Consider the following 26,070-nt stretch of genomic DNA (forward strand, 5'->3'; position numbering starts at 1 on the left):
GATCAGGTGGCCGGCTGCTGTCCCGGCCAGAACGGCCACTCCTCGAACGACCGGCATCGACCGTCGTCGGCGAACCGCATGACCCAGAGGTCGCGGTACTCCTGGTCGACCGGGTCACCGTAGCGGACCTCCTGGCGCGACACCGCGGTGTCGCCGTCGACCGCGACGATGTCCGTGGTCATCTCGAACACCTCGTCGGGGCCCTTGCGCTGCTGCTCCCACATCCGGGCGATGGCCGGCAGGCCGACCACAGGCGTCCAGTACGGTCCCTGCTGATAGCTCGCATCCTCGGTGAAGAGCGTGACCAGCGCCTGGGTGCCCGGCGTCCGCCAAAGCCGCTCGTAGGCGGTGATCCAGTCGGCGACCTGCGTCCTGTCCATGGACAACACCCTGCCATCCGGCGGGCGGCCGGCGGCGGGATCGTGGACACCTCCGAGGCTATTCGCCGGTCCGAGTGCGCCGCTCGCGCAGCCACACGAGCAGCACCGTGCCGATGTTGACGACGGCGAGGATCAGTAGGGACGCGTCGTTCCACCAACTCATCCGCAGCTGGGCGCCGAAGGGTCGGGAGCTGTCGACCGCCGGTCGACTGGGGTTGCGGGCCAGGCGGATGGTGCACATGTGATCCATTGCAGCGCTCACCGCACCCCTCGGGACGTGCCACCAGGTCATCACCTGACCGTGACATCCAGCGGGCAGAACCATGACGCGTTGTCACTGGTGACCCGGCGCGAGGGCGGGCGGAACCACCTGGTCAGGGCTCTCGGTGGTCGGTCTTCGGGCACGGACGTGGACTTCTGCCGATCACGTCGTCGCGATCCGGTCGAGGAGGAACAGCGCCGTGGCATCGATGACATCGTCGAAGTGCCCGCCGTCGCCGGGGTAGTGGAACCCGTGTCCGGCGCGGTCGTACTCAACGAGTGTGCACTCGTTACCGGAGCGCACCATCACGTCCCGGAACTGCCGCACAGAGTCGATCGGCTCGACCTCGTCGCGGGTGCCGTGGTGAATCTGCATCGGCGGGTGGCCCGGCCGCGCGAACTCGATGAGTGAGTACTCGGTGAGTCTGCCCGCCGCGATACCGACCTGCTGTTCGAGGCGGCGCTGCGCCGCCGGCTCGAAGGAGCGCAGATTAAGTCCCGCGGGGTTGAGGGCCACCACGGCCGCGATTCCGGGCCCCGGTGCCGTGGTGGACTCCGGCGGGGTCATCGCCGCGACGAGCGCCAGATGAGCACCGGCTGAGCTGCCGCCCGAGGCCAGGTGCGGTACCTCGAGCCCGCGCATCGCGGCCAGCCCGGCGAACTGCTCGACCGCGCACCGAACATCGACGATGCAGTCGTCGATGCTGGCAGCGCCACGACCGAGCAGCCGATACCCGGCTGACCCGGCGAGGATCCCGCGCGACGCCATCTTCCGGCAGTGCGGGGCGAGCCCGTCGGGCGAGCCCTCGCGCAGGGCACCGCCATGGAACAACACGATTCCGGCCAGCGGCCGGGTGCCGCCGACCGGCTCGAAAACCAGCATGGGCAGCTCACTGCCGTCGGCGGCGGGAAAAAGCATCGAGGACTCTCGACAGGCCGCTGTCATGACCGGCATTCGACCACTCACCCCACGCGTCGGCAACCGAACGGGTGAACTCTGACACTGTCATCCCGCGAGTCCGGGTAGCACGGCCCCACCGGACCCGGCGAGGTTCATCGGCCGAGTGGATCAGTGTTGCTGGAATGCGGTCCGGTAGGCGAGCGGGGTGGTGGCGTAGGCCCGGCGGTCTCGGGGGTCGACGAGTGGGCCGGCGTTTCCGGCTCGGCCCGCAGCGACTCGATCGCCCGGATGTGCCGGTACGCGAACCACAGCGGCGGGAACGCCCCGACGGCGAAGGACAGGTCCACCACAGTCCAGAACCAGGGGATGTCCCGCAGCGGCCCGCAGATCAGCGCCAGCGGCACGATCCCGACACAGGCGATCATGCCGAGTTGGACCACCCAGACGTTGCGCACCGGGTCGCGCAGCGGCCCCCAGAACGCCACCGCCAGCACCAGGTGGGCGTAGGCGAGCCAGTCGGTCCCGTAGCGCATGAACGGGTACCGCTCTCCGGTCTCGACAAGTCCGACATGGACCCGCTCGATCCAGCCGACCAGGGCCGGGAACTGCCCGGCGAGCGGATCGGCCGCCCGCAGCAGCCAGCGCACCTCGATCTCCAGGGGAAACGCGGTGACTCCGCTCAGGAACAGGCCCACCACCACGATCCACAGCCAGCCCCGGATCCGCCGCAACCGCTCATCGACGCCCATTCCCGCAGCGTAGTGACGAGCCTCGGGCGCCCGTGGCCGGCCACGTGCGCCGTGAGCTGACCCACGGACCCGAGAGCGGACGGGTCCGGTCTTGTTTGTAAGTGGTTACTAGTGTCAGGCTCCGGTCGTGGCGGAACAACGGAGCACGGCCCGACGACGGCGTGCGGACGCGATCGACATCGGCATGCGGGTCTTCGCCGACCACGGGCTGACCACGGCGTCGATCCAGCGGGTGGCCGACCGGATGGGCGTGTCACAGCCGTACGTCTTCCGGCTCTTCGGCAGTAAGCGCAACCTGTTCCTGGCCTGTCTGGACGAGTTGGAGACCCGGATCGGGCAGGTGCTCCAGCAGGAGGCCGGCACGCACCCGGCCGACCCGTTGCCGGCGATGCGCGCCGGCTTCCGGACGCTCATCGCGGACGGCGTGATGACCGGCCTGTGGTTGCAGGCCTGCGCTGTGGCCCGCTCCGACGACGTGGTCGCGGCACACTGCCGGGCCGTGATCGGCCGGACTCTGGGGCACGCCGGGCGGCTGTCCGGCGCCGGGCCGCAGGAGCTGCGGGGCACCCTCGCGCTCGGCTCGTTGGTGGTGATGCTCCAGGCGTTGGGCATGGACCTGAGCGAGGGCAGCCAGGCCGCGATCGACTCGCTACGCGAGGCGGAGGCGGCGTCATGACCGGAAGGAGGACGGTGGTGGACGTCTTCGGGTCGACAGCCGAGCTGTACCAGAGCGTCCGGCCGGGCTATCCGCCCGAGATCGCCGACCGGCTCGTCACCTACCACGGCGGCACACCGGCGTCGGTTGTCGAGATCGGTGCCGGCACCGGCAAAGGGACCGACGTGCTCGCCCGCGTCGGCGCACCCCTGACCTGCCTCGAACCCGACCCACGAATGGCCGCGCTGTTGGCCACCCGGCATCCGCACGTTCGCATCCACGGCGACACCTTCGAACAGTGGGCACCGCCCGCCGGCGGGGTCGACGTGCTGGCCTGCGCCATGGCCTGGCACTGGCTGGACCCGGCCACCCGCAACACGCGCGCTCGGCAGGCCCTCGCGCCCGGCGGCACCTTGGCCATCTTCGGGCATCGCTACGACTACGCCGACCCCGGTCAACGAGCGGCGGTCCGGGCCGCGCTGCACGCGATCGACCCGACCGCACGGGAAAGGCCGGCGGACTGGTTCCATCAGGACGTCGTCGACCACGGGCAGTTTCTCGACGTCCGCAAGGAGGTCTTCGGTCACGAACTGCCGCTGGCCAAGGAACGCTACCTCGACCTGGTACGGACCTTCGGACCGTTCCTGACCCGGTCGCCGGAGCAGCAGCAACGCGGGCTGGCCGCGCTCGGCCGACTGGTCGACGAGTTCGGTGGCGCCGTGACGCTCAACCTGCGTACCACCCTGGTGCTGGGCCGTGTCGATGCTCGCTGACCGGTGGGGAGTGACCGAGACCGAGGTTCGGCGTGCCTATCCGTGTGACGACTTCGTCGACTCACCAACCCTGCGGCTGTGGCGGGGGGTACGGGTCGACGCCCCTGCCGCAGCGGTGTGGCCGTGGGTCGCGCAGGTACGGCTGGCACCGTACTCCTACGACTGGATCGACAACCTCCGCCGCCGCTCACCCCGGCAACTGGTCGGTCTCCCGGAGCCTCGGGTGGGCGAGGCGTTCACCACCGCGGGCGGGCGCAGGCGGGGCCGGATCCTCTCGGTGGAACCCGGGAAGCAGCTGACCGGGACGGTCATGGGTGCCGTCCTGTCCTACGTCCTGGTGCCGGAGCAGCACGACGCGACGCGGTTGCTGCTCAAGGTGGTGATGCGGACGAACCGGCTGCTCGCCGTCGGGTTGTCCGTCGGGGATCTGGTGATGGCCCGCCGGCAGCTCCGTACCTTCAAACACCTCGCCGAACATGGTCCCGAGTGAGCCGGGACGGCTTTTCGGGACCGGGCCCGATGTGAGGGTCGAGCCCGGTCCCGGTCCCGGAGCCGCTGGCGCGCCGGGCTACTTGCTGACGCCGGCGGTGAGGCCGGACTGCACCTGGCGCTGGAAGACGATGTAGACGATGAGCACCGGCAGCATCGCCATGGTGACCCCGGCGAACAGGCCGGACCAGTCGGAACGGTAGCCCTGGTTGACCGACAGCTCGATCAGGCCCTGGGAGATGACCTGGTTCTTCGGCTCCCCGGCCACCGACTGCATGAGCAGGGTCGGCAGGTACCACTGGTTCCACTGGCCGAGGACGTTGAAGATGCCGATGCTGATCAGGCCCGGCTTGGCCATCGGCAGCATCACGCTGAAGAACAACCGGCTGTGCGAGGCACCGTCGACCATGCCCGCCTCGGCGATCGCGTTCGGCAGGGTACGGAAGAACGAGTGCATGAAGAAGACGGTGAACGACAGCGACCAGGCCACGTAGACCAGGATCAGCATGAAGTGGCTGTTCGGCCCGAGGAACGGCAGCACCACGCCGGTGTTGTAGACGCCCTTGAACAGCGGCACCGCGGCCAGGTAGATCGGCAGCGTCAGCCCGGACAGGAACATGTAGTAGATCAGCCGGTTGCCCCGGAACTCGTAGCGGGCGAGCACGTAGGCGGCCATCGAGCCGAGCAGCATGGTGAGGAAGACGCTGCCGGTCAGCACCAGGACGGTGTTGAGGAAGAACGACCCGATGTGCCCCTCGGTCCAGGCCCGGGCGAAGTTGTCCCACTGCAACCGCTCGGGGATCAACGACAGCGGCTTGCGGATGACCTCCGAGTCGGTCTTGAGCGCCGACATCACCACCCACAACAGCGGGTAGACCACCATGATCGCCCAGACGGCGAGGAACAGGTGCGAGAAGCCGTTGAAGAACCGGGCCCCGGCCCGGCCGCCGCCGACGGCGGCGCGCGGTGCCGGCGTACGGGCCGGTGGTGGAGTCTGGTCGGGGCCGGCCAGGCCACCCGGGGTGTGGGTCACCGTGCTCATCGTCCAGGTCTCCTCAGTACTCGATCCGCTCACGACGGGTGATCCTCAGCTGGAGAGCGGCCAGCAGGATCGTGAAGATCGCCAGTGCCACGCCCATCGCGCAGGCGTAGCCGAACTGGCCCTTCTGGAAGGCGGTGAAGTTCAGCACCGACGCGAAGATCTCACTGGCGTGGTTCGGGCCGCCCTGGCTGGGCGTCATGACGAACACCAGGGCGTACATGTCCAGGGCGATGAAGCCCAGGTAGACCCAGGCCACCGAGACGGTGTCCCGCAGCAGCGGCAGGGTGATCCGGAAGAAGGTGTGGAACCGGCCGGCACCGTCGAGGATGGCCGCCTCGTAGACGTCCTTCGGGATGGACTGCATGGCCGCGGAGAAGAGCACCATGTAGAAGCCGGCGCCGCTCCAGACCGCGATCAGCAGCAGCCACCACAGCACCGCCGGTACGCCGAGGAAGGGCTCGGGGTCGTACATGAAGGTGATCGGGTCGTCCTCGCTGACCAGCCCGATCTTCATCAACATGCCGTTGATGAGGCCCTGGCCGTCGGCGCGGTAGATCTGCTGCCACATCACCGCGATGACGACCAGGGACAGCACCTGCGGGAAGAAGAAGATCACCTTGTAGAGCCCGGAGCCGAAGACTCCCCGGATGCCGGCCTTGTCCTCGCGTCCGCCCACGTTCAGCAGGAACGCGAGGAACAGGGCCAGCGCGATGGTGAACAGCGGCACGGTGATCAGGAAGAACACGTTGTGCCAGAACGCCTTCCTGATCAGCTCGTCGGAGAAGAGCCGGAGGTAGTTGTCCAGCCCGACGAACTGCTGCCTGTCGGAGTAACCTCCCCAGTCGGTCAGCGAGTACCCGGCGGCCTGCAGGAAGGGCCACACCACGTAGAAGAGGTACAGCCCGACCGGCAGGGCCAGGAAACCCGTGACGAAACGCGCAACACCGTGCCGCATGGGACTCACTCTTTCCGTTCGGATCAGGCGTCGCGGGTCTGCTTGGTGATCGACGAGTCCTTGGCGACCTTGTCGGCGGCGGCCTGCATCTTGTCGACGAACTGCGCGGCGGTCAGCCGGCCGGCCATCAACTCGGCGGACAGGTTCTGGCTCTCCTTGTCCAGGTCGGCGTAGAAGTTCCAGAGCTTGATCGAGATCAGGTCCGAGCTGGCGTTCTTCATCAGCTCGTTGGCGCTGGCCAGGGCGGCGTCCTGGACGTTGTCGCCGGAGCCCTTGGTGGAGGCCAGCGACTTGGTCAGCTCGGCGAACTTCGCCGAACCGGCCTTGGAGAGCACCGCGCGCAGGAACTCCTTCGCGGCGGCCTTGTTCGGCGCCTTGGCCGGGACGACGATGCCCTCGCCGGCACCGGCGTAGACGTCGTTGGGCGCCTTGTCGGTGGCGCCCAGGCCCCAGTAGTCGGAGATCTTCATCTCGAAGCCCGGCGGGATGGTCGCCGCCATCTCGTTCTTCAGCCAGGTGCCGACCTGGATGAACGCGGCCTTGCCGTCGAGCCACGCCTGCTGCGACTGGGTGTGGTCGAGCTTGCCCGGCAGCAGCAGCTTGTCCTTGACCAGCTTCTCCCACGCCTCGAGCGCCGGCAGGACGCCCTCGGCCCGCCAGGCGTTCTCCTTGAGGTTGTCGATGTCGATGACGGCCTGCTTACCGGCGGACTTCCAGACCGTCGCCATCAGCGCCCAGCGCGGGTAGTAGCCGTGCACGGCGTCGTACACGTACGGGGCCATGCCCTTGGCCTTGATCTTCGGAGCGAGCGCGAAGAACTCCTCGAAGGTCTTCGGCGGGGTCCAGCCCTCCTTGTCGAACAGCACCGAGTTGTACCAGTTGCCCCAGACCGTGTAGGCCACGTTCACCACGAAGAACTTGCCCTGGTAGGTGCCGTCGCCGACGGTGCCCGGCAGCAGCGTGTCGGCCACGGTGCCCTCGCTGTCCCAGGCGGGCGCGGCGAGCAGGTCGTCCAGCGGCTCGATGGCGCCCTCGTTGACCAGGGTGCTGATGTCCATCATGTCGGCGCCGGAGTTCATGACGACGTCGCTGGGCTGCGTCGCCATCTTCGGCTGCTCTTCGGTCTTGATCTTCTGGGTGGAGCTCATGTTGACGGTGACGTTCGGGTACTTGGCGTTGAAGATCGCCTGGTCCTCCTTGGCCCAGGCGTCACCCAACCCACCGTTGAAGATGACCACCTTGACGGCGCTGCCGTCCTGCACACCGAAGGGGTTGTCGTTGCTCTTCTCCCCGGCGCTGTCGTCGTTCTGGCTCGGCGTGCTGCCGGCGCAGGCGCTGAGCAGACCGGCGGCCGGGGTCACCAGGAGGCCCGCGGCCGCCGCGCGGCGCAGCAGGGTCCGGCGGTCGAGATCGGGGGTAACGGACATCGTGTGACTCTCCTTGTGATGTCGGGTCAGGCGGTACGCCGGAGACGCCCGGCGTACCGCGACTCGAGGGCGAGGTTGTGCTCGTCCCCACCGGGGACGTTGGCGGAGAGGTAGATAGGGGGTACCTCTCCGGCCTGGTGGAACCGTCGTACGACCTCCGCGGTCAGCAGCTGCGCCAGCAGCGCCGAGGTGACCGAGGAGACCGCACAGACCGCGCCGCCGCCCTCGAGCGGCAGCAGTGCGTCGCCGTACGGCGCGCCGTTGTCCAGCACGACGTCGGCGAGATCGACGAGCCGGCGGCCGGAGGGGTGCCGCGGGGACACCCGTCCGGTGTGCTCGACCGAGGTGACCGCGATCAGCGGGTGACCGCGCCCGGTGGCCAGCAGTGCCAGTTCGACCACCGAACCGTTGATGCCGGACTGGGACGCCACCACGAACACGTCCTGCGGCTGGGGTGCGGCGATCGCGTAGAGCTGATGCGCGACGGCGGGGTCGCGCTCCAGTTTGGGGTCGGCGAGCACCTGGCGCGCGGCGTCGCCGTGCAGCACCAGGTCGTGCAGGGAGATCCGGTTGGTGGGTACCAGCCCACCGGCCCGGGCGACCAGTTCGGCGGCGAAGACCTCCGAGTGCCCGGCGCCGAACGCCTGCAGCACCCCACCGGCGCGCAGGCTGGTGGCGATCAGGTCGGCGGCCCGGCCCACCGTCTCGGACCCCCGCTCGATCAGCCGGTCGAGAACCGGCCGGACCGCGTCGGCGTACCCCTGGGCGCTGATCATGCGGTGGCCTCCCGCGCGGCCTTGTGCCCGTCGACGGCCTGGGCGGTACGCCGGAAGGCCGCGTGGGCGCGGTCGTGAGTACGTTGGGCGACGGCGATGTAGAGCAGGTCGAGCACGACCAGCTGGGGGTGCCGGGCCGACAGCGCGTCCGGCCGGAACGTGGTGGCCTGGCTGGCGGTGAGCAGCACGATGTCGGCCAGTTCGGCCAGCGGCGACCGGCGGAACCCGGTGAGCGCGATGGTGGTCGCGCCCCGGCTGCCACCCTCGGCGAGCATCTCGATGGCCTCGCGGGTCTGTCCGCTGTGCGAGATGCCCAGCGCGACGTCACCGGGGCGCAGCAACGCGGCGGCGGCCAGCCCGGAGTGCACGTCGTTCCAGGCCCACGCGGCCACGCCGATGCGGTGCAGGCTGAACTGCATCTCCTCGCCGACGAGCGCGCTGCCGCTGGCGCCGAAGATGTTCACCCGCTCGGCCCCGGCGATGGCGACGGCGGCCCGCTCCACCTCGTTCAGGTCGAGCAGCGCGGCGGTGTCGTGCATGGCGCGGGTGTCGGCGGCCATGATCTGCTCCAGCACCCGCTCCAGCGGGTCACCGGGCTGGATCTCGCGGCCGATGTCGACGGTCCAGCCGGCCGAGCGGGCCCGGCCGGTCTCGGCGGCGATGCCCAGCCGCAGGTCGGCGTAGCCGTCGAAGCCCATCGCCCGGCAGAACCGGGTGACCGTGGCCGGCGACGTGCCGCTGCGTTCGGCCAGTTCGACGATGGTGGCCCGGGCCGCGGCCTCCGGGTCGCTGAGCACGTGCTCGGCGACCCGGCGCAGCGCTCCGGTCAGTTCGGCGGCACCGGTACGGACCCGAGCCAGTGTCCCGTCGGAGGTGACGAGGGCGGCGCGCCGGTCGATCCCGTCGGCGACGACGCCGAGGGCACCCCGTCGATCGATCTCGTCGGCGTCGGCCACCGCGGTGCCCGCGGAGGTGTCCGACTCGTGATCAACCATGGGATGCCTTTCGGAAAAGACTGTTAACTGTTAGTGGTAAAAGTTCTTACTGAAGGCCCCTCCGTGTCAAGACCATGGGCGAAGTTTTCAAACTGTTACCTGGCGCACAGCCCGCCACCGGGCCCGGCCGCTGCCCGGCATCGATGCCGTGACCAGCATGAACGCGAGCCGGACCAGGAGCCGACGCGGGTGTGCCCGGGCCGGCGCCGCAACCACCCCGACCGCCGCCGGGACTGGCCTACGCTCGAAGGATGCGCCGCGTGGCCCGCCTCGCCGCCCGTACGCCGCCGGACCGGGAGCGCTACCTCGACCTGCTCCGGGCTGTGGCCATCCTCCTGGTGGTGCTCGGCCACTGGGCGATAGCCGCGGTCGAGTACGACGAGAGCGGCCGACCCGACGGGCACTCGGCCCTGACCACGATCCCCTGGGCGTATCCGCTGACCTGGGCGGTCCAGGTCATGCCCGTGTTCTTCCTGGTCGGCGGGTACGCCAACGCCGCCTCGCTGGCCGCCCACCGGTGCCGCGGCGGCGACGCGATCGGATGGCTGCTCGGCCGCAGCGCCCGCCTGCTGCGCCCGACCAGCGCCCTGGTCCTGGTGCTCGCCGGTGGTGCGCTGGTGGCCCGGCTCGGCGGCGCCCAGCCGGACGAGGTTCGCCCGGTCGTCTGGTTCGCCACCATCCCGCTGTGGTTTCTCGCCGCCTACCTGGCCGTGGTGCCGCTGACCCCGGTCATGTACGCGCTGCACCGCCGCCTCGGGCTGCTGGTGCCGCTGGCGCTGGTGCTGCTGGTCGCCGTCGGTGACGCCGGCCGGGCCCTCGGACCGGCGAACCTGGCCCTGCCCAGCTACCTGCTCGGCTGGCTCGCCGTCCACCAGCTCGGCTTCGCCTGGTACGACGCCCGGCAGGGACACTGCCGCCCGGGCGGCCCACGCACCCGGTGCCTGCCGATGTCGCGCCGCGCCGCGATCGTCATGCTGCTCGGCGGTCTCGCCGTGGCGGTCCTGCTCACCGGCCCTGGCCCGTACCCGATCAGCATGATCAACCTGCCCGGTCAGCGGTTGGCCAACGCCGCCCCACCCAGCGTGGCGCTGCTCGCGGTCGCCACCGCCCAACTCGGGCTGATCCTGCTGCTCCGGCAGCGGGCGGAACGGTGGCTGCACCGCGTCCGCCCGTGGCAGGCGGTGATCGCGGTCAACTCGGTCGTGCTGACGGTCTTCCTCTGGCACCTGAGCGCGGCCGTACTGCTTGTCGGCGCGCTGCACGGCCTCGGCCTGCTGCCCACCCCGCCGGCCGGCACGGCGAGCTGGCTGGCCTGGCGGCTGCCGTGGGTGTTGATGCTGACGGTGGTGCTGGCCGTCCTGGTCGCCATCTTCGGTCCGATCGAGGCGTCCACCGGTCGTCCCCGGCACCTGCGGGCGCCGGCCAGGTGGGCGGGTGCCCGCGCCGCGCTCACCGTCGCCGGATTCGCCGCCGTCGGGTACGCCCTGGCGGCCAACGGCGTGGCGGCCAAGACCGCGCCGGAGCCGCTCGGGTGGCCGGTGGCGGCGCTGGTGGCCTACCTGGCCGGCGCGGGCACACTGCGCCTGCTCAGGTCCGGTTGGGGCAGCCGAGATTGACCGGGTGGCGGCTGCCGTGGCGCCGGGCGGGAAGGTGCAGCGCCACCGCGACCAGCGCGAACCCGGCCCAGCCGGCGACCAGCGCCACCACGGTCGAGACGTCCTGGCCCAGGTGGACCCCGACCAGGAACCCGATCAGCGCCAGGCTGTTGCGGGCGAAGTGCCGGCAGAAGGCCGGCAGATCCCGCCGCACCTCGACCGCCACCAGCACCCCCGCGTACGGGAAGGTCACCACCAGCCCCCGCAGCACCTGGCCGAGCAGCCCGGTCAGCACCGCACCGGCGAGGACCAGCAGCAGCCGGGCCACCACCGGCAACCGCGCCGGACCAGCCGGATCGGCCGGATCGGCCGGATCGCCCGGACCAGCCGGATCGGCCGGATCGCCCGGACCAGCCGGATCGGCCGGATCGCCCGGATCGGCCGGCTGCCCAGGCCCCGGAAGGCGGTGCAGCACCAGCATGGTGAGCAGCCAGCAGGCGACCGTGGCGGCCAGTGTCGGCCCGAACGGCAGCGTGATCGGACGCAGCGCCGCCGCGACCGCGAGGTAGCCGGCGACACCCGCCAGGTCGGCCAGCAGGATCGGCCACCGGAAACGGTGATGGGTCAGTGCCACGACGCCGAAGAACAGGTTGAGCCCGACCACCCCGACGAGTTGCGCGCCGTCGACGGGAAGACCGGTGGCCAGCAGCGCGGCGGTCATGGGCAGGGGCAACGCGGCCACGAGGGCCCGCCACCGGACCGGACGGATCAGGGTCACCGCCCAGACCACCGCGGTCACCAGCAGTACGCCCTCGGCGGTCATCCGTGCGTCAGGTATCGAAGGAGGCCCGGCTGAGGCACGCCTGGAACGTCTCGTCGGTCCAGGCGAGGTCGGCGGCGTTGACCGAGAACCGGTTCTCGTTGATCTCGCCGTGCGCGCTCATGCCGGCCGTCCAGCACGCGGTGCCGTCCCAGCGGATCAGGTTGACGTGCAGGTCGGCCGGGACCGCGCCGGTCGACAGCAGACCCACCCGGACACCCGCCCGACGCTGCGTCGCCACCAGGTCCGCCAACTCGTCGGAGAACTCGGCGTAGGTGAAGATCCGGGTGATCTCCACTCCCCGGGCCAGTGCGGCGAGATTCTCCGACCAGTACCGCCGGCCGATGTCACCGCTCCACCAGGCCAGTCGAGGCAACACGTTGGTCAGCGCCTCCAACCGCCGTACGCAGTCCCGGGTGGCACCCAGCATGTCCTGGTAGTCCGTACCCGGTCGGATGATGCGTCCCTGCCGGAGCTGCGCGAGGTCGGCCTGGAACCGCTCGAACCGGCGCTGGGTCTCCTCGGCGACCCGGGTGCCCGGATGCCGGTCGACCGCCTCGGTGGCGGCGGTGGCGACTTCCGGCACCGCCCGCACCAGCCAGTGCGGTCCGGCCAGCAGCGACCGCAGGTGGAACCGACGCTCGGCCCGGGCGATGGAGTCCACGAGCAACGAGATGGTGATACCCATCAGACCGGCCAGCAACGACTCCACGCCGGTGGCGGCACCGGTCAGGTCGAGCGTCACGGAGAGCGAGATCGACAGGGCGACACCGACCAGCGCGACCGGGTCGGTGTGCGCCATCAGCCGCGCGACGCCGACCGCGTGCGCACGGGGTCCGGTACGCGGACGGCGCAGCAGCTGAACCACAACCACCTCCGGGAACCGACTCCCGTCAGCGTAAAACCCCCCAACCACATCCCCCGCCGCCCGCACCTCAGCAAGGTTGATCATGAGGTTAGCGGCAGCTGGGGAGATCGACAGTGCCGCTAACCTCATGATCAACAAGGGAGGGAGGGAGGGAGGGAGGGAGGGAGGGAGGGGTGTTAGGCGGGGGCGGTGGTGCGGATGGCTTCGGCGAAGACCTCGGAGCGGTGTTCGAAGTTGCGGAAGCGGCCGTAGCTGGGAGCGGCGGGCGAGAGCAGCACCACCCCGCCGGCCGGGGTCACCTGCCGGGCCAGTTGGACCGCCTCGGCGAGTTCGTCGACCAGTTCGGTGCGTACCTTGGGCAGCCCGTCGAGCGCCCCGATGATCCGCGGGCCACTGTCCGGGATGCCGATCACGGTCAGTTCCCGCTCGGCCAGGTGCTCGCGCAGGGGCGTGTAGTCGACCCCCCGGTCGTTGCCGCCGACGATCACGGTCAACGGCCGCCCGTCGTAGGCGTCGATGGCGTGGATGGCCGCGTACGGGCTGGTGGCGAGGGTGTCGTCGACGAAGGTCAGGCCGGACGGGTCGGCGATCTCGGTCAGCCGGTGGGCCAGTCCCTGGAACTCGGCGACCGCCACGGCCAGGGCGTCCTTGCGGTCGACCAGGTCGATGCCCAACGCGTCGAGCACGGCCAGGGCCACACAGAGGTTGCCCTCGTTGTGCCGACCGACGAGGGGCAGCACCGCCCGGGGGAAGAGTGGCTGGTCGACCCGGTGGAACCAGGGGGTACCGTCCGGGCCGGTGGCGACGTTCACCGAGTCGGCGGTGCCGGCGCGTACCGCCGCGCGGTCGCCCAACTCGAACGCCAGCCGGGGGTCCGCGCCGTTGACCACCACGGTGCGTGGCCCGTACGCCAGCAGGTTGAGCTTGTCCCGGTAGTACTCCCGTTCTCCGCCGTGCGCGTCGAGATGCTCGGGGAACAGGGCGGTGACCACCGCCACCCGGGGCGAGTCGGTCAGGTCGCTGCACTGGTAGCTGGACAGCTCCAGCACGTACAGCTCCGCCTCCGGCAGGTCCAGCGTGGGTACGCCGATGTTGCCGCCGAAGACGTTCGGCCGGTCGACCGCGGTCAACAGGTGGCTGATCAGGCTGGACGTGGTGCTCTTGCCCTTGCTGCCGGTCACCCCGATGGTGCGGTCGCCGTGGTCGGCCATCCACAGCGAGGTGCCCTGGGTGACCGTCGCGCCCTGGCGGCGCAGCTCCATCAGCCAGGGGTGCGTCTGCGGCACGCCCGGCGAGCGGACCACCACGTCGGCGGCGGCCAGCCGGGCGAAGCCCTCGTCACCGGTGACCAGCGGGGCGGCCTCCGCCAGCGGGCCGTCCCAGGGCAGGGTGAGGAAGTTCGCGCTGTCGTCGACCGCGACGAGGTCGGCGGGGCCGTGGGCGGCGATGGCGGTCACCGCGGCCCGCCCCTCTCGGCCGGCCCCCCAGACGGCGACTTTACGTCCGCGCAGGTCAGACAGGCGCACAGGCTCTCCTCGGGTACGACGGCGGTAGGGCGCGGTCCGGCCGAGCCGGGCACGACCGGACGAACCAGGGCCTAGTATGGCGTGTGCTCAACACGCAGCTGGCGCGGATGGACGCGTTCACCTTCCCGTCCTACTCGATCGACCTGGCCACCGGCGAGGTGTTGCTCGACTACGCCCTGACCGGACCCGACGGCGAGCAACGGTTCACCGAGGTGGTCACGTTGCCGGTGCCGGCGGAGTCCCCGTCGGACGCCGCCGTGGCGGCGCTGGGCCGGGTACTGGAGCTGCTGCACGTGGTGGCCGGGGTCAGCTACTACAAGACGGCCGCGCCGGGGCAGCTGGTGCTGCCGGCACCGCTCGGCCCGGCCGCCGTCGAGTTCGTCACGGCCGTCTACACCAAGGGCCTCGCCGAGTACGCGTACCGCAACCAACTGCCGCACGTGCTGGAGCTGACCCCGCGCGTGCCCGACGGACGGGTCAAGCCGGCAGCCGAGTACGACAACTCCGACCGGCGTCCGCTGTCGGCGGTCGGCGGCGGCAAGGACTCGATCGTCAGCCTGGAGGCGCTGCGTCGCGCCGGCCTCGACCCGGTGCCCTTCTCGGTCAACCCGAACCACGTGATCAACGCGGTGAACGCGGCGTCGGGGCTGCCCGCCCTCGCGGCCCGGCGGCGCATCGACCCGGTGCTGTTCGAGCTGAACGCGGCCGGGGCCCGCAACGGCCACATCCCGGTCACCGCGATCAACTCGCTGATCGCGGTCGCCACGGCGGTGCTGCACGGCCTGGGCCCGGTGGTGATGTCCAACGAGCGCTCGGCGTCGGACCCGAACCTGATCTGGAACGGTCACGAGATCAACCACCAGTGGTCCAAGGGCGTCGAGGCCGAGGGGCTGCTGCGGGCGGCCCTCGCGGAGCACGCCGGGTTGGCCGAGCCGTACTTCTCGCTGCTGCGCCCGCTGTCCGAGCTGCACATCGCCCGGCTGTTCGCCGGCATCGACCGCTACGACGACGTGGTCACCAGCTGCAACGCCGCGTTCAAGCTCCGCGACGCCAGTGAGCGGTGGTGCCGCGACTGCCCCAAGTGCCGCTTCGTCTTCCTGGCCCTGGCTCCGTTCATGCCCCGCGAGCGGATCACCCGCATCTTCGGCGGCGACCTGCTCGCCGACTCCGCGCAGCTTCCCGGTTACCGCGAGCTGCTCGGCATCGACGGGCACAAGCCGTTCGAGTGCGTCGGCGAGGTGGAGGAGTCGGTGGTCGCGTTGAGCCTGCTCGCCCAGCAGCCCGACTGGCGCGACACACCGGTGGTGACCGCCCTGGTCGCCGCCGTCCCCGACAGCGCCTGGACGACGGCCGCCACCTCCGACACCTTCACTCCCGCCGCCGCCGACCACCACATCCCCCCCACCTACCAGAAAACCCTCCAAACCCTCACCCCCTAACACCCCCCACCCCCACCCCTACCGCGCCGCCGCGTTGATCAAGAAGTTTTGGTCTTCAGGAAGATCCAAAATGACGCAAACTTCTTGATCAACGCCGAAGGTGGGGGTGGTCAGGGGGTGCGGATGGCGTCCAGGGCCAGGAGGGCTACGTGGAGGGAGAGGCAGGCGTCGACCGAGTCGAGGTCGACGTCGAGGATCCGGCCGATCCGGGCCAGCCGCTCGTAGAACGCCGGGCGGGACAGGTGGGCGGCGGACGCCGCCGCCGACTTGTTCCGGCCCTGCTCCAGGTAGGCGCGCAGGGTGCCGAGCAACTGCTCCCGAGGATGCTGCGCGTCGTAGGCGAGTAGTGCGCCGAGCTGCCGTTCGACGAAGGTCTGCACCCGGGGCTCGTCCCGCAGCAGGTGCAGCAGCCCGGCCAGCCCGACGTGCGGCAGCCGGAAGACCGGCAGGTCACGCCGGTCCCGGCGGGCCGCGTCGGCGACCTGACGGGCCTCGATCAGTGACCGGCGCGCCTCCCGCAGGCTGCCCACACCGGATCCGGCGGCGATCAGCAGCCCGGCGACGGACCGTCGGCCGGCGCTCAGTGCCAGCGCGTCATCGGCACGGCTGGACGCTCCGGAGCGTCCCAGCGGGTCAGCGCGCCCAGACAGGTCGACGCGCCGTAACTGGTCAGCACGCCCAGACAGGTCGACGCGCCGCGACTGGTCAGCACGCCCAGACTGGTCAGCACGCCCAGCGGACAGGTCGACGCGCCCAGACTGGTCAGCACGCCCAGCAGACAGGTCAGCACGCCGCGACTGGTCAGCGCGCCCGTACAGGTCAGTCCGACCTGGCGGGTCGGTCCTACCTGACGGGTCGGTCCTACCTGACGGGTCGGTACGCCCGGGCAGGTCGAGGCGGGTCCGGCGCAGCGCGGCGGCGAAGGCGGACAGCGCCCGCTCCTCCGCCGCCGCATCGGGCAGGGCCAGCAGGACACCGACCGTCTGGTCGTCCAGGGCGCTCGTGAGCCCGGTCAGCCCGGCCTCGCGCAGCGCCTGTCCGGCGGCCTCGGCGAGGTCACGCAACCGGGCCGGCCCGGTGTCGGCGTGGTCGAGCACCTCGCCGGGGTGTCCCGGCTCGGTGCGCGGTCCGCTGCCCGCCGGTTGCCGGTGGGGCACGGTCTCCGCACCGCCGTCGTCGGCCCGGTGCCGGACCACCACGCCGACGAGCAGACGACGTTCCAGCACCACCCCGAGCGCCCGCGCCCGCAGGGCCACCTCGTCCACCGGCCAGGAGTGATCGAGCAGGGCGGTGAGCAGGCTCCGGTGCAGTTGACGTTCCAGCCCTTCGGCGTCGCGTCGGATCAGCCGACCGAGGGCCAGCGTCGAGGCCGCCCGCTCCACCAGAATGGTCAGCCTGGTCGGCGGCGCCGACAACGAGCCGCCACCTCCGGCCGGAACCGCGTCGGCCCGTCCCCAGGCCGACGCCGAGGCGGACCGCCCACCAGCCGACGTTGAGGCCGACCGCCCACCAGCCGACGCCGAGGCCGACCGCCCACCAGCCGGGGACGAGGCCGACCGCGAACCAGCCGGGGACGAGGCCGACCGCGAACCAGCCGGGGACGAGGCCGACCGCTTACCGGCCGACGCCGGAGCGGACCGTCCGTCGGCTGGCGTCGGCAACGGCTGCCCGCCGGCCAGGTCGCCGCCGGGCGGCCAGCGCAGCAGCAGCCGCCCCCAGTCCTGCCCCCGGGCGCCCACCATGGTGACCAGCCAGCCCCGGTCCGGGTCGTACGCCGTGCGCCCCTCGGGCCGGATCCGCCGTGAGTGCTGCTCCCACCCGTCCAGCAGCAGCTCGGCGTTCTCCCCCGCCGGGTCGTACGCCAGCACCTGGCGGGACAGGTTCTCCAACACCACCGGGCAGCCGGACAGCTCGGCCGCCTGCCGGACCACCTCGCCCGGGTCCGCCCCCTCCACCGACAGCTCGGTGAACCGCTGGTGGATCTCCTCGGTGGCCCGCAGCTCGGTGAGCTGGGCGTCCACGATCAGGGCGTGCACCGCCTCGGTGATCCGCACGAACGGGGTGGCCCGGCGCAGCTCCACCAGCGGCAGCCCGTGGCGTTCGGCGGCGGCCACCATCACCCGGGGTACGCCGTCGAGGTAGCGCCGACCCAGCTCCACCACCAGTCCGGAGACGCCGACGCCGGCCAGGTCACCGATGAAGGCCCGCAGCCCGGCGTCGTCGCCGGGCAGCCCGATCCCCGTGGTGAGCACCAGCTCGCCGCCGCCGAGCAGGGTGGCGATGTCGGGTACCTCGGCGACGTGCACCCAGCGCACCCGACGGTCCAGCCCGCTCTCCCCCGCGACCAGGCGCGGCGCGCCGTGGCGGACCGGGTCCAGGGCGAGGACCTCACGCACGGTAGGGAACACCCGCGACACGCTACCGTCCGTGATACCTGGGGGCGCTTGGCGGTGTCTCAGAGCGGGTCGTCGCGGCCCAGTTCCCAGCAGGCCACGGCGGTGGCGGCGGCGACGTTCAGCGAGTCCACGCCACGGCGCATCGGGATCACCACCCGGGCGTCGCTGGCGGCCATCGCCGTGTCGGTCAGCCCGGCGCCCTCGGCGCCGAGCAGCAGCGCGGCCCGGGCCCGTTGGGCCGGGTCCAGTCGTTGGATGGGCACCGCGTCGGGTGCCGGCGTCATCGCCAGCACGGTGAACCCGGCGGCCCGCACGTCGGCCAGCGCCGCCGGCCAGGGTTCCAGCTTCGCGTACGGCACGGCGAAGACCTCACCCATGCTGACCCGTACGCTGCGCCGGTAGAGCGGGTCGGCGCAGGTCGGCGAGAGCAGCACGGCGTCCACCCCCAGCCCCGCCACCGCCCGGAAGATCGCGCCCAGGTTGGTGTGGTTGTTGACGTCTTCGAGGATCACCACGCGGCCGGCGGTGGCGAGCACCTCACCGGCGGCCGGCAGCGGTTTGCGCCGGAACGAGGCGAGCACGCCCCGGTGCACGTGGAATCCGGTGGCCTCGCGCAGCACGTGGGGGGTGGCGGCGTACACCGGGGCGTCGCCGGTGTCGAGGTCGGCCAGTTGGTCGACCCGCTTGGCGTCGACGAGGAAGGACCGGGCCGGGTAGCCGGCCCGCAGCGCCCGTCGCAGCACCAGCTCACCCTCGGCGATGAACAGGCCGTGCGGCGGCTCCCAGCGGGTACGCAGCTCGACGTCGGTGAGCGCCCGGTAGTCGGCGATCCGCTCGTCGTCGGGCTCGGTGATCAGGTGGACGGGCACCCGCCGATTCTGCCGGACCCCCCGACACCGGCCGTCGCAGGTGCCGACGGTACGCCGGCAGCCGCGATGTGATCGTCCGGCAGAATCGGCGGGACGGCTACTTCATGGTGGCGATCTGGATCAGGTTGCCGCAGGTGTCGTCGAGCACGGCGGTGACCACCGGGCCGAGGTCGGTCGCCTCCTGGGTGAACTCGACGCCCAGTCCCTTGAGGCGCTCGACCTCGGCGTACACGTCGTCGACGGCGAACGAGGTGACCGGAATGCCGTCGGCGACCAGGGCCTGTCGGTACGGACCCACCGCCGGGTGCGCGTCCGGTTCGAGCAGCAGCTCGACGCCGTCGGGGTCGGCCGGCGAGACGACGGTCAGCCAGCGGTACTCGCCGGCGGGCATGTCGTGCTTTTTGGTGAATCCCAGCTTCTCGGTGTAGAAGGCGAGCGCCTTGGCCTGGTCGTCGACGAACACACTGGTGACATGGATACGGATCATGGATCTGGTGCCTCTCGGTCGATGGGCCACCGCTCGACGATCGAGCGCAGCGGACTGGTGTCGATGTGGTGGAACTTGTAGCGGCCTTCTCGCCGGGTGCGGACCAGACCGGCCTGTTCGAGCACCGCGAGATGCTGGGAGATCGCCTGGCGTGACGAGGTCAGGTTGTGCTTCATGGTCAGCCGGTTGCAGATCTCGAAGAGTGTCTGGCCGTCCCGGTCGATCAACTCGTCCAGGATCGTGCGTCGCGTCGGGTCACCGATGGCCTTGAACAGGTCAGGGTCGGCGTCCACAGGCACAGTTATAGGCAAGTGGCCACTTGCCTGTCAAGCGGACCCGGCGCCGATGATCCAATCGGGTGGGACGTGGTCGGTGAGCCAGACGCCGTTGACGGCCCGGTAGAAGACGAACCCGTGGCGGTGCATGCCCGCCGCGTCGATGCTCAGCACCACCGGAACACCGCGCCGGGCACCGACCGTGGCGGCGGTCTCCCGGTCCACCGACAGGTGGACGTGGGTACGACCGCGTGGTCGCAGCCCCTCCGCGCGGATGCCGGGCAGGTGACGGGCCACCGTGCCGTGGTAGAGCAGCGACGGCGGCGCCACGGGATCGAGCCGCAGGTCGACGCGGATCGAGTGGCCCTGCGCGGCCCGGATCCGCCCGGCGCGCAGCTCGAACCGCCGCTTGTCGGTACCGGCGACCAGCTCGGCCAGCACCTGCCGGCTGACCGGACGGCCGTGCCGGGCGAGCGCGGCGAGCAGCACGTCCACCTCGACCCACCCGCCCTCGTCGAGGGCGAGGTCGACGACGTCCGGACGATGACGCAGCACGTACGCGAGGAACCTGCTGGCCGCGGTGAGTTGGTCGGTCACCGCTCCGTGCCGAACTGGTCGAGCAGGTCCCGCACCACCGGGCGTCGAGCCGGCCGCCAGGCGGCCCAGTAGCGGATCCGCGGCAGGCCGTGGATCGGGACGGCACGGAGACCGTCGGGCAGCCCGACACAGCCGTTGACCACGGTGGCGCCGACCCCCAACGCGGCCAGATGCACCAGCAGGTCCCAGCCGTCGACCTCGGCGGCGACCTGCCAACGCACGCCCGCGTCGAGCAGGGCACGGTCCAGCGCCCTGCGATGCGGCCGCCCGGCCGGCGGTACGACAAGATCCAGGCCGTCGAGATCACTCAGCCGGACCTGCCGGCGCGTGGCGAGCGGGTGCCCGGCACCGAGTACGAGCACCTGCCCGTAGGCGGCGATCTGTCTCGCCTCGACCTGCCGGCCGGGCGGATCGTGGGCGACCACGGCCAGGTCGGCCCGACCGCTGGTGACGGCGGCGAGGGCGGCGTCCCGGTCGGCGGTGATCACGTGGACTCGGCGACCCTGGCGGCCGACCCGTTCGATCGATTCGCCGATCACCCACCGCAGCGCGCCCCGGCCGGCCGCGATGGTGAGCGCCGGCGCGGTCTCGTGGTCCAGCTCGCGCAGGAACTCCTCGGCCCGGCGGCGCGAGTCCAGTGCGTACGCGGCGAGGCGGTCACCGGCGGCCGTCAGCGTCAGCCGGCGACCGTCACGCTCGTACAGTTCGACGCCGAGCGCGGTGGCCAGCTTCCGGATCTTCACGTGCAGGGACGGCTGGCTGATGTGCAGCTCCCGCGCGGCGGTGGTGAAGTTGCGGTGCTCGGCGAAGACCGCGAACGAGCGCAGCGCGTCGGCTTCCAGCAGGTCCCGCCCGTCCATAGCCGGTAACTATAGCGGGCATCGCTAATGATAGTTCCGGATGGTAGTGAGAGCGCCGCATCCTGAGCGGCATGACAAAGATCCTCCCCCGCCTCGGCATTGACATCGGCCGGGTCGTCATCGACGGTTCGGCCCATCCGGGCGGTGGTGACACCGCCTTCTTCAGCGGGGACGAGGCGACCATGCTGGCCACCCCCGAGGTGCCCGGTGCCGTCGAGACCATCGCCCGCCTCGTCCCCCTGTTCGACGGCCGGGTGTGGCTGGTCTCCAAGTGCGGCCCGCGCGTCCAGGCCCGTACCCTGCGCTGGCTTGCCGGCCACGACTTCCACCGGCGCAGCGGCGTCCCCCACGACCACGTCCGGTTCTGCCGGGCGCGGGCCGACAAGCGGGCCCACTGCCTCGACCTCGCTCTCACCCACTTCGTCGACGACCATCCCGAGGTGCACGCCGCCATCCGGGGCACCGTCGCCCACCAGTACTTCTTCGGACCCCAGCGCCGACCGGTGCCCGCCTACGGCCGACCGACACCCACCTGGGCCGATGTGGAGCGACACGTCGTCGCTTCGCTGCGCACCAGCGCGGCCCGCCGGTGAGACACCACCGGCACGTCACGCCGGCAGGTCGACCGCAGGCCACCGGCACGTCACGCAGCTTCGCTGCGCACCAGCGCGGCCCGCCGGTGAGACACCACCGGCACGTCACGCCGGCAGGTCGACCGCAGGCCACCGGCACGTCAGGTCGGCAGGTCACCGGCACGTCAGGCCGACGGGTCGGTCGCGGGCCGCCGGCGCGCCCAGGCGAGGAACCGGTCGAACAACGCCGCCGGCGCGGGAGCATCGCGGGCGTTGAGGCGGTACAGGTCTCGCATGGCCTCGTGCATCAGGCCGGCGAGGTAGATCGACAGGCCTGGGCGGTCACCGTCGTACTCCGCCCGCAGGCGCAGTCGCGCCGGGCCGCACGGCCACGGCTGCCCGCAGGTCCGGCAGCACCACACCGGTCGCAACGGGGTGTGTGGGGCGTCGCCGCCGCTCGCGACGGCACGGGACGGCACGGTGCCGGATCGGGGCCGCCCCCGGCACGGGGGAAGCGGGGACGGCCCCGGCGCAGGATCCGCCCCAGCTCTGCCCGGCGTGAAGCGGATCCGCATGCGTGACAGTCTGCTGAGGACACGACTACGCTCGGAACATGTCAGGCCCAGCCGCGGCGACAGTCGGCGGATCTTGGCGGTCGCTCGGCAGCGGTTGGGGATCTTGACGAGTTCCTGGAGGTCGGATGGAAGGCGAACAGGGCGTGGATCTGCTCCGCGTCCAGTTGCGCAAGCAGCGGGCGTTGGCCGGCATGAACCAGGACGAGTTCGGCAGGCGGACGAACTACTCGGCCTCCACGGTGTCCGCCGTGGAGACCGGCACCCGTGCGGTCGACCTGCCGTACGCCCGGCGGGCCGACGAGATCCTGGAGACCGGTGGCCTGTTCGAGTCGCTGCTGCGCACCGCCCAGCAGGACGGTCGGCCGGCCTGGTTCATGCCCTGGCTCAAGGCCGAACGGGCCGCCCGGCAGCTCCGGTGCTTTCATCCGACGCTGGTCCCCGGCCTGCTCCAGACCGAGAACTACGCCCGCGCGGTGCTGCGGTTCGACGACACCCGTCCGGAGCAGGAGATCGAGCAACAGGTGGCGGTCCGGCTGGAACGGCAGGAGATCCTGCACCGCGACCGTCCACCACAGCTCGTCGCGGTGATCGACGAGTCCGTGCTGCGCCGCCGGGACGCCATCATGGCCGAACAGCTCGCGCACCTGCTGCGGATGGCCGAGCTACCGCACGTCCACATCCAGATCATCCCGGCCAGCGCCGGCCTGCACGTCGGCCTCGACGGGCCGCTCCTGTTGGCGCGGCTGCCCGACGGCACGTGGCTTGGGCACCTGGAGAATCACCTCGGCGGCGATGCGATCGGCACTGAGGACAAACTGGCTACCATGCTCGCCAGATGGGAGTGCGTGCGGGGCGTCGCCCTTCCCGAAGACCTCTCGATCGCCCTGATCAAGGAAGTTGAGAGCCGACATGGACCTCAGTAACGCCCGGTGGCACAAGTCCTCTCGTAGCAACTCGTCCGGTGGCGACTGCGTGGAGGTGGCCGACAACCTGCCCGCGACGGTCGCCGTCCGCGACAGCAAGGACCCGTCCGGCCCGGTCCTCGCCTTCGCCGCGGCCGCCTGGCGGTCCTTCCTCGACCACACCAAGCGGCGCTGACCCCCGTCCCCGGCTCCGCCTGACACCGCTCACCCCAGCCAGATCCTTGACGCCGCCGACGCAGGCCCCTCCGCGCTCGCGAGTTGCGGCATGTCGCGCCTTCCCGCTCCGCTGACACCCCAGGATGCCGCAACCCGCGAGCACAGCCTCCGCGAGGGCCGCACCGCCGCCGCGCGTGCAGCGCGGTGGTCAGCGTGGCGACAGCCGGGACAGCGTGCGGTGGGCATCCTCGGCCGCCGGGTCACCGAGATCGTCGAGGATCTGCGCCGCCCGTCGCCAGGCGTCGACCGCCCCGGGTAGGTCGCCCGTGGCCTCGCGGGCCTCACCGAGCCGCTGGAGGGTCTCGGCCTCGTGATAGCGGTCCGCGGACTCGCGGAACAGCGCGATGGCCTCCTCGTAGCAGGCGGCCGCCCGATCGTGCTCGCCCAGCCGGGCGTGGGCGAAACCCAGACTGTCCAACGTCGCCGCCTGGCCGTTGTGGTCGCCGCTCGCCCGTTGCTGGGCGAGCGCCTCGGTGCAGCTCTCGATCGCCCGTGGATAGTCCCCGGTGGCGGCGTGGAGCCAGCCGACCGCGTTCAGCGCCCGGGCCTCCCCGGCGCGGTTGCCGACCGACCGGTACAGCCGCAGCGCCTCCTGACCGTGGCGCAGACCCTCCTCGGGTCGATCGCGCATGTAGCAGACCTCGGCGTGGTTGTGCAGGGTGAGCGCCTGGCCGGTCGGGTCGTCCAGCCGTCGGTGCAGCTCCAGGGCGCGCAGCAGCCGCTGCTCCGCCGCGTCGAGGTCGCCGAGGCGGGTCTGGGCACGGGACAGCAACCGGTTGGCGACGGCCTGGCCGGCGAGGTCGTCGACGCGCTCGGCCGCGGCGAGGGCGACCTGTTGGGCGGCGCGTTGCTCCTGCCACAGACCACGCGGGGCGAAGAACGTGGTGAGCGCCCAGGCCAGTTGCCAGGCGTACGCCTCGAAGCCGGTCTCAGCGGCCTGGCGCACCGCCCGCAGCAGCACCTGGTGCTCCGCCGCGAACCAGCCGAGCGCGGCGTCGTGGTCCCTGGAGACGGACCTGACGTTCGACGGCACTGTGGGGACCGGGTCGATCGTCGGCCACTGCGGCTGGAGCAGCACCGCCGCTGGATAGGAACTGTGCAGGTAGTAGTCGAACAGCCGGTGGCGTGCCTGCCGCGACTCGTCGGCCTTCCCGGCGGACCGGGTCAGCTCGGCCGCGTATGCGCGGAGCAGGTCGTGGAAGGCGTACCGGCCGGGCAGGTGCTCGGCCAGCAGGTGCAGCCGGGTCAGCTCCCGCAGCGACGACGCGACGCTCGCCGGGGTCTCACCGGCGAGGGCCGCCGCGGCCTCGGCGGTCAGATCCGGGCCGGGGTGCAACCCCAGCAGGCGGAACAGGCGGGCCGCCGGCCGGCTCAGCGCCAGGTATGACCAGGAGAAGACGGCGCGTACGTCGCCGTCGGCCAACGCGTCCAGCATCGCCTCGTCGGGGCGCAGGCTGGCGGCGAAGGCGTCGAGCGGAAAGCCGGGATGCAGCGCCATCCGGGCCGCCACGATCGACAACGCCAGCGGCAGCCGGCCGGTCGAGCCGATGATGTCCGCCGCGGCGGCCGGCTCGGCGGCCAGCCGACCGGCGCCGAGCCGACTGGCGAGCAGACTCATCGACTCGGTGCCGGTGAGCACGTTCAGCCGGATCGGGTGCGCTCCTTCCGCCGCGATCAGCCCGGACAGCTCGTCCCGGCTGGTCACCACGACCACGCAGCCGCCCGCGCCGGGCAGCAGCGGCCGGACCTGCGCCGAGTCGCGGGCGTTGTCGAGCACCAGCAGCATCCGCCGGTCGGCCAGCAGGCTGCGGTGCAGTCCGACGCGGGCGTCCAGCCCGGCCGGTATGCCGGTGGCCGGCACGCCGAGCGCCTCCAGGAAGCCGCGCAACGCGTCGCTCGGATCGACCACGTCGGCCTCGTCGTAGCCCCGAAGATTGACGTAGAGCTGACCTTCGGGAAACGAGCCGGCGGCCCGGTGCGCCCAGTGCAGGGCGAGCGCGGTCTTGCCCACCCCGGCCATTCCGGAGATCGTGAAGATTGCCACCGCCGGACGTTTCGCCGGTTCCGGGTGGCGGCCGGAGTCGAGCGTCTCCAGTTCGGCGCAGCGGCCGACGAAGCCCGGCACCGCCAGCGGCAGTTGCTGCGGTCGTTCCCCCTCCGGCGCAGCCAGGTCGGGGTCGGCGGCGTGGATGAAGTGGACCCGGTCGGCGGCGGACAGGTTGAACGCCTCGGCGAGCAGCCGCACCGTCGACGCGCGCGGCCGGGCCACCCGCCCGCTCTCCACGTCCCGGATGCTGCGTACGGCCAGCCCGGTGGCGGCGGCGACGTCCTCCTGGGTCAACCCGAGCCGTCGCCGGTGGGCCGTCACCATCTGACTGAACCGGGCCATGCCCATCCACTCACGGCCTGCGGTCCGAAGTGGACCACTCGGCCTCTCGACGGGGAAATGGATGTCCGGTGATGGTTTCTACTGGATGGCGTCGCCCTTGTCGAGCCGGAGCCCGACGGCCGGGACGGCCCGGGCGGCCCGCGCAGCACGGCGTAGACCGCCAGCAGCATGTGTCGGGGAAAAAACCGCTGCGGGAGGGTCCCGTTGACACCCGCAGCGGTTGCCAGGAACGCTATTTCCACAGGCTGGGGGTTATCCAG

Annotated in this window: 28 protein-coding genes; 8 read left to right on the forward strand and 20 right to left on the reverse strand. The window is 71.5% G+C overall.

The genetic code is table 11. The annotated features are described in order from the left end of the window. Positions 1–2: 2 nt before the first annotated feature. From V5O40_RS08810 to V5O40_RS08825, 4 genes are all read right to left on the reverse strand, one after another. Complete coding sequence (locus V5O40_RS08810) at positions 3–380, reverse strand: YybH family protein (RefSeq protein WP_332905016.1); 378 nt, start codon at positions 378–380, stop codon at positions 3–5. Between the two features lie 58 nt (positions 381–438). Then, positions 439–621 (reverse strand): hypothetical protein, encoded by a 183-nt coding sequence (locus V5O40_RS08815; RefSeq protein ID WP_332905017.1) that lies wholly within the window; start codon positions 619–621, stop codon positions 439–441. 183 nt (positions 622–804) lie between these two features. Beyond that, on the reverse strand, positions 805–1,560 hold the full coding sequence (locus V5O40_RS08820) for an alpha/beta hydrolase (RefSeq protein WP_332905018.1): 756 nt from the start codon (positions 1,558–1,560) through the stop codon (positions 805–807). A 134-nt stretch (positions 1,561–1,694) separates the two neighbouring features. Continuing rightward, positions 1,695–2,291, reverse strand: a complete 597-nt coding sequence (locus V5O40_RS08825) for a hypothetical protein (protein WP_332905019.1) — start codon at positions 2,289–2,291, stop codon at positions 1,695–1,697. A 127-nt stretch (positions 2,292–2,418) separates the two neighbouring features. Between V5O40_RS08825 and V5O40_RS08830 the strand changes: the two genes are divergently transcribed. Genes V5O40_RS08830 through V5O40_RS08840 form a run of 3 tightly spaced genes read left to right on the forward strand, consistent with a single transcriptional unit; the run spans position 2,419 to position 4,209 of the window. Then, positions 2,419–2,967, forward strand: a complete 549-nt coding sequence (locus V5O40_RS08830) for a TetR/AcrR family transcriptional regulator (protein WP_332905020.1) — start codon at positions 2,419–2,421, stop codon at positions 2,965–2,967. Beyond that, on the forward strand, positions 2,964–3,719 hold the full coding sequence (locus V5O40_RS08835) for a class I SAM-dependent methyltransferase (RefSeq protein ID WP_332905021.1): 756 nt from the start codon (positions 2,964–2,966) through the stop codon (positions 3,717–3,719). The genes V5O40_RS08830 and V5O40_RS08835 overlap by 4 nt, the downstream gene beginning before the upstream one ends. Continuing rightward, a complete protein-coding gene (locus V5O40_RS08840) occupies positions 3,709–4,209 on the forward strand; it encodes a polyketide cyclase (protein ID WP_332905080.1) in 501 nt (166 codons plus the stop codon). The genes V5O40_RS08835 and V5O40_RS08840 overlap by 11 nt, the downstream gene beginning before the upstream one ends. A 78-nt stretch (positions 4,210–4,287) precedes the next feature. Here V5O40_RS08840 and V5O40_RS08845 read toward each other — a convergent pair whose 3' ends face one another. From V5O40_RS08845 to V5O40_RS08865, 5 genes are read right to left on the reverse strand one after another with little or no spacing between them, the layout of a single operon-like run. Then, on the reverse strand, positions 4,288–5,250 hold the full coding sequence (locus V5O40_RS08845; RefSeq protein ID WP_332905081.1) for a carbohydrate ABC transporter permease: 963 nt from the start codon (positions 5,248–5,250) through the stop codon (positions 4,288–4,290). A gap of 13 nt (positions 5,251–5,263) precedes the next feature. Further along, complete coding sequence (locus tag V5O40_RS08850; protein ID WP_093407322.1) at positions 5,264–6,205, reverse strand: carbohydrate ABC transporter permease; 942 nt, start codon at positions 6,203–6,205, stop codon at positions 5,264–5,266. A gap of 23 nt (positions 6,206–6,228) precedes the next feature. Continuing rightward, positions 6,229–7,632, reverse strand: coding sequence for an N-acetylglucosamine/diacetylchitobiose ABC transporter substrate-binding protein (ngcE, locus tag V5O40_RS08855; protein ID WP_332905022.1), 1,404 nt, complete (start codon positions 7,630–7,632; stop codon positions 6,229–6,231). 26 nt (positions 7,633–7,658) lie between these two features. Next, positions 7,659–8,408 (reverse strand): SIS domain-containing protein, encoded by a 750-nt coding sequence (locus tag V5O40_RS08860; RefSeq protein WP_269742440.1) that lies wholly within the window; start codon positions 8,406–8,408, stop codon positions 7,659–7,661. Continuing rightward, entirely contained in the window at positions 8,405–9,403 is a 999-nt protein-coding gene (locus V5O40_RS08865) for a MurR/RpiR family transcriptional regulator (RefSeq protein ID WP_332905023.1), read from the reverse strand. The genes V5O40_RS08860 and V5O40_RS08865 overlap by 4 nt, the downstream gene beginning before the upstream one ends. Before the next feature lie 251 nt (positions 9,404–9,654). Between V5O40_RS08865 and V5O40_RS08870 the strand changes: the two genes are divergently transcribed. Then, positions 9,655–11,019, forward strand: a complete 1,365-nt coding sequence (locus tag V5O40_RS08870) for an acyltransferase family protein (protein ID WP_332905024.1) — start codon at positions 9,655–9,657, stop codon at positions 11,017–11,019. Here V5O40_RS08870 and V5O40_RS08875 read toward each other — a convergent pair. The 3 genes from V5O40_RS08875 to murD all read right to left on the reverse strand — a co-directional run bounded on the left by V5O40_RS08875 (position 10,991) and on the right by murD (position 14,212). After that, positions 10,991–11,821: a hypothetical protein gene (locus V5O40_RS08875; protein WP_332905025.1), complete on the reverse strand. Its 831-nt coding sequence runs from the start codon at positions 11,819–11,821 to the stop codon at positions 10,991–10,993. The genes V5O40_RS08870 and V5O40_RS08875 overlap by 29 nt on opposite strands. Before the next feature lie 7 nt (positions 11,822–11,828). Next, positions 11,829–12,692 carry a hypothetical protein gene (locus V5O40_RS08880; RefSeq protein WP_332905026.1) on the reverse strand — a complete coding sequence of 288 codons (864 nt, stop codon included), beginning with the start codon at positions 12,690–12,692 and terminating at the stop codon, positions 11,829–11,831. A gap of 170 nt (positions 12,693–12,862) precedes the next feature. After that, positions 12,863–14,212, reverse strand: a complete 1,350-nt coding sequence (gene murD / locus V5O40_RS08885; protein WP_332905027.1) for a UDP-N-acetylmuramoyl-L-alanine--D-glutamate ligase — start codon at positions 14,210–14,212, stop codon at positions 12,863–12,865. An 83-nt stretch (positions 14,213–14,295) separates the two neighbouring features. On the opposite strand from murD, the gene V5O40_RS08890 reads away from it, so the two are divergent. After that, entirely contained in the window at positions 14,296–15,651 is a 1,356-nt protein-coding gene (locus V5O40_RS08890; protein ID WP_332905028.1) for a hypothetical protein, read from the forward strand. A 110-nt stretch (positions 15,652–15,761) separates the two neighbouring features. Here the strand turns inward: V5O40_RS08890 and V5O40_RS08895 are convergent, their stop codons facing one another. The 6 genes from V5O40_RS08895 to V5O40_RS08920 all read right to left on the reverse strand — a co-directional run bounded on the left by V5O40_RS08895 (position 15,762) and on the right by V5O40_RS08920 (position 21,135). Beyond that, positions 15,762–18,059 (reverse strand): PucR family transcriptional regulator, encoded by a 2,298-nt coding sequence (locus tag V5O40_RS08895; RefSeq protein ID WP_408631845.1) that lies wholly within the window; start codon positions 18,057–18,059, stop codon positions 15,762–15,764. 47 nt (positions 18,060–18,106) lie between these two features. Further along, on the reverse strand, positions 18,107–18,916 hold the full coding sequence (locus V5O40_RS08900) for a TrmH family RNA methyltransferase (protein ID WP_332905030.1): 810 nt from the start codon (positions 18,914–18,916) through the stop codon (positions 18,107–18,109). Positions 18,917–19,013: 97 nt separating this feature from the next. Next, on the reverse strand, positions 19,014–19,400 hold the full coding sequence (locus tag V5O40_RS08905) for a VOC family protein (protein ID WP_332905082.1): 387 nt from the start codon (positions 19,398–19,400) through the stop codon (positions 19,014–19,016). Beyond that, positions 19,400–19,696, reverse strand: coding sequence for an ArsR/SmtB family transcription factor (locus V5O40_RS08910; RefSeq protein WP_408631846.1), 297 nt, complete (start codon positions 19,694–19,696; stop codon positions 19,400–19,402). The genes V5O40_RS08905 and V5O40_RS08910 overlap by 1 nt, the downstream gene beginning before the upstream one ends. Before the next feature lie 33 nt (positions 19,697–19,729). Then, complete coding sequence (locus V5O40_RS08915) at positions 19,730–20,275, reverse strand: RNA 2'-phosphotransferase (RefSeq protein WP_332905032.1); 546 nt, start codon at positions 20,273–20,275, stop codon at positions 19,730–19,732. Next, positions 20,272–21,135 carry a LysR family transcriptional regulator gene (locus tag V5O40_RS08920; RefSeq protein ID WP_332905033.1) on the reverse strand — a complete coding sequence of 288 codons (864 nt, stop codon included), beginning with the start codon at positions 21,133–21,135 and terminating at the stop codon, positions 20,272–20,274. The genes V5O40_RS08915 and V5O40_RS08920 overlap by 4 nt, the downstream gene beginning before the upstream one ends. Before the next feature lie 71 nt (positions 21,136–21,206). Here V5O40_RS08920 and V5O40_RS08925 point away from each other — a divergent pair, with 71 nt between their 5' ends. Continuing rightward, positions 21,207–21,728: a hypothetical protein gene (locus V5O40_RS08925; RefSeq protein ID WP_332905034.1), complete on the forward strand. Its 522-nt coding sequence runs from the start codon at positions 21,207–21,209 to the stop codon at positions 21,726–21,728. Positions 21,729–21,892: 164 nt separating this feature from the next. Here V5O40_RS08925 and V5O40_RS08930 read toward each other — a convergent pair whose 3' ends face one another. Further along, positions 21,893–22,186: a hypothetical protein gene (locus tag V5O40_RS08930; RefSeq protein WP_332905035.1), complete on the reverse strand. Its 294-nt coding sequence runs from the start codon at positions 22,184–22,186 to the stop codon at positions 21,893–21,895. A gap of 221 nt (positions 22,187–22,407) precedes the next feature. On the opposite strand from V5O40_RS08930, the gene V5O40_RS08935 reads away from it, so the two are divergent. After that, a complete protein-coding gene (locus tag V5O40_RS08935; RefSeq protein WP_332905036.1) occupies positions 22,408–23,205 on the forward strand; it encodes a helix-turn-helix domain-containing protein in 798 nt (265 codons plus the stop codon). Continuing rightward, positions 23,192–23,380, forward strand: coding sequence for a DUF397 domain-containing protein (locus V5O40_RS08940; RefSeq protein WP_332905037.1), 189 nt, complete (start codon positions 23,192–23,194; stop codon positions 23,378–23,380). The genes V5O40_RS08935 and V5O40_RS08940 overlap by 14 nt, the downstream gene beginning before the upstream one ends. Positions 23,381–23,569: 189 nt before the next feature. On the opposite strand, the gene V5O40_RS08945 is transcribed toward V5O40_RS08940, so the two are convergent. Continuing rightward, on the reverse strand, positions 23,570–25,810 hold the full coding sequence (locus V5O40_RS08945; protein WP_332905038.1) for an ATP-binding protein: 2,241 nt from the start codon (positions 25,808–25,810) through the stop codon (positions 23,570–23,572). Positions 25,811–26,070 lie beyond the last annotated feature (260 nt).

Origin of the sequence: Micromonospora palythoicola, assembly GCF_036689795.1 — a bacterium.
Taxonomy (GTDB): Bacteria; Actinomycetota; Actinomycetes; order Mycobacteriales; family Micromonosporaceae; genus Micromonospora; species Micromonospora palythoicola.

Bases quoted from the DNA above. Each gene is read 5' to 3' on its own strand.
- V5O40_RS08810 (WP_332905016.1), bottom strand. From the start codon at position 380: ATGGACAGGACGCAGGTCGCCGACTGGATCACCGCCTACGAGCGGCTT.
- V5O40_RS08815 (WP_332905017.1), bottom strand. From the start codon at position 621: ATGTGCACCATCCGCCTGGCCCGCAACCCCAGTCGACCGGCGGTCGAC.
- V5O40_RS08820 (WP_332905018.1), bottom strand. From the start codon at position 1,560: ATGCTTTTTCCCGCCGCCGACGGCAGTGAGCTGCCCATGCTGGTTTTC.
- V5O40_RS08825 (WP_332905019.1), bottom strand. From the start codon at position 2,291: ATGGGCGTCGATGAGCGGTTGCGGCGGATCCGGGGCTGGCTGTGGATC.
- V5O40_RS08835 (WP_332905021.1), top strand. From the start codon at position 2,964: ATGACCGGAAGGAGGACGGTGGTGGACGTCTTCGGGTCGACAGCCGAG.
- V5O40_RS08840 (WP_332905080.1), top strand. From the start codon at position 3,709: ATGCTCGCTGACCGGTGGGGAGTGACCGAGACCGAGGTTCGGCGTGCC.
- V5O40_RS08845 (WP_332905081.1), bottom strand. From the start codon at position 5,250: ATGAGCACGGTGACCCACACCCCGGGTGGCCTGGCCGGCCCCGACCAG.
- V5O40_RS08850 (WP_093407322.1), bottom strand. From the start codon at position 6,205: ATGCGGCACGGTGTTGCGCGTTTCGTCACGGGTTTCCTGGCCCTGCCG.
- ngcE (WP_332905022.1), bottom strand. From the start codon at position 7,632: ATGTCCGTTACCCCCGATCTCGACCGCCGGACCCTGCTGCGCCGCGCG.
- V5O40_RS08860 (WP_269742440.1), bottom strand. From the start codon at position 8,408: ATGATCAGCGCCCAGGGGTACGCCGACGCGGTCCGGCCGGTTCTCGAC.
- V5O40_RS08865 (WP_332905023.1), bottom strand. From the start codon at position 9,403: ATGGTTGATCACGAGTCGGACACCTCCGCGGGCACCGCGGTGGCCGAC.
- V5O40_RS08870 (WP_332905024.1), top strand. From the start codon at position 9,655: ATGCGCCGCGTGGCCCGCCTCGCCGCCCGTACGCCGCCGGACCGGGAG.
- V5O40_RS08875 (WP_332905025.1), bottom strand. From the start codon at position 11,821: ATGACCGCCGAGGGCGTACTGCTGGTGACCGCGGTGGTCTGGGCGGTG.
- V5O40_RS08920 (WP_332905033.1), bottom strand. From the start codon at position 21,135: ATGGACGGGCGGGACCTGCTGGAAGCCGACGCGCTGCGCTCGTTCGCG.
- V5O40_RS08925 (WP_332905034.1), top strand. From the start codon at position 21,207: ATGACAAAGATCCTCCCCCGCCTCGGCATTGACATCGGCCGGGTCGTC.
- V5O40_RS08935 (WP_332905036.1), top strand. From the start codon at position 22,408: ATGGAAGGCGAACAGGGCGTGGATCTGCTCCGCGTCCAGTTGCGCAAG.
- V5O40_RS08940 (WP_332905037.1), top strand. From the start codon at position 23,192: ATGGACCTCAGTAACGCCCGGTGGCACAAGTCCTCTCGTAGCAACTCG.
- V5O40_RS08945 (WP_332905038.1), bottom strand. From the start codon at position 25,810: ATGGCCCGGTTCAGTCAGATGGTGACGGCCCACCGGCGACGGCTCGGG.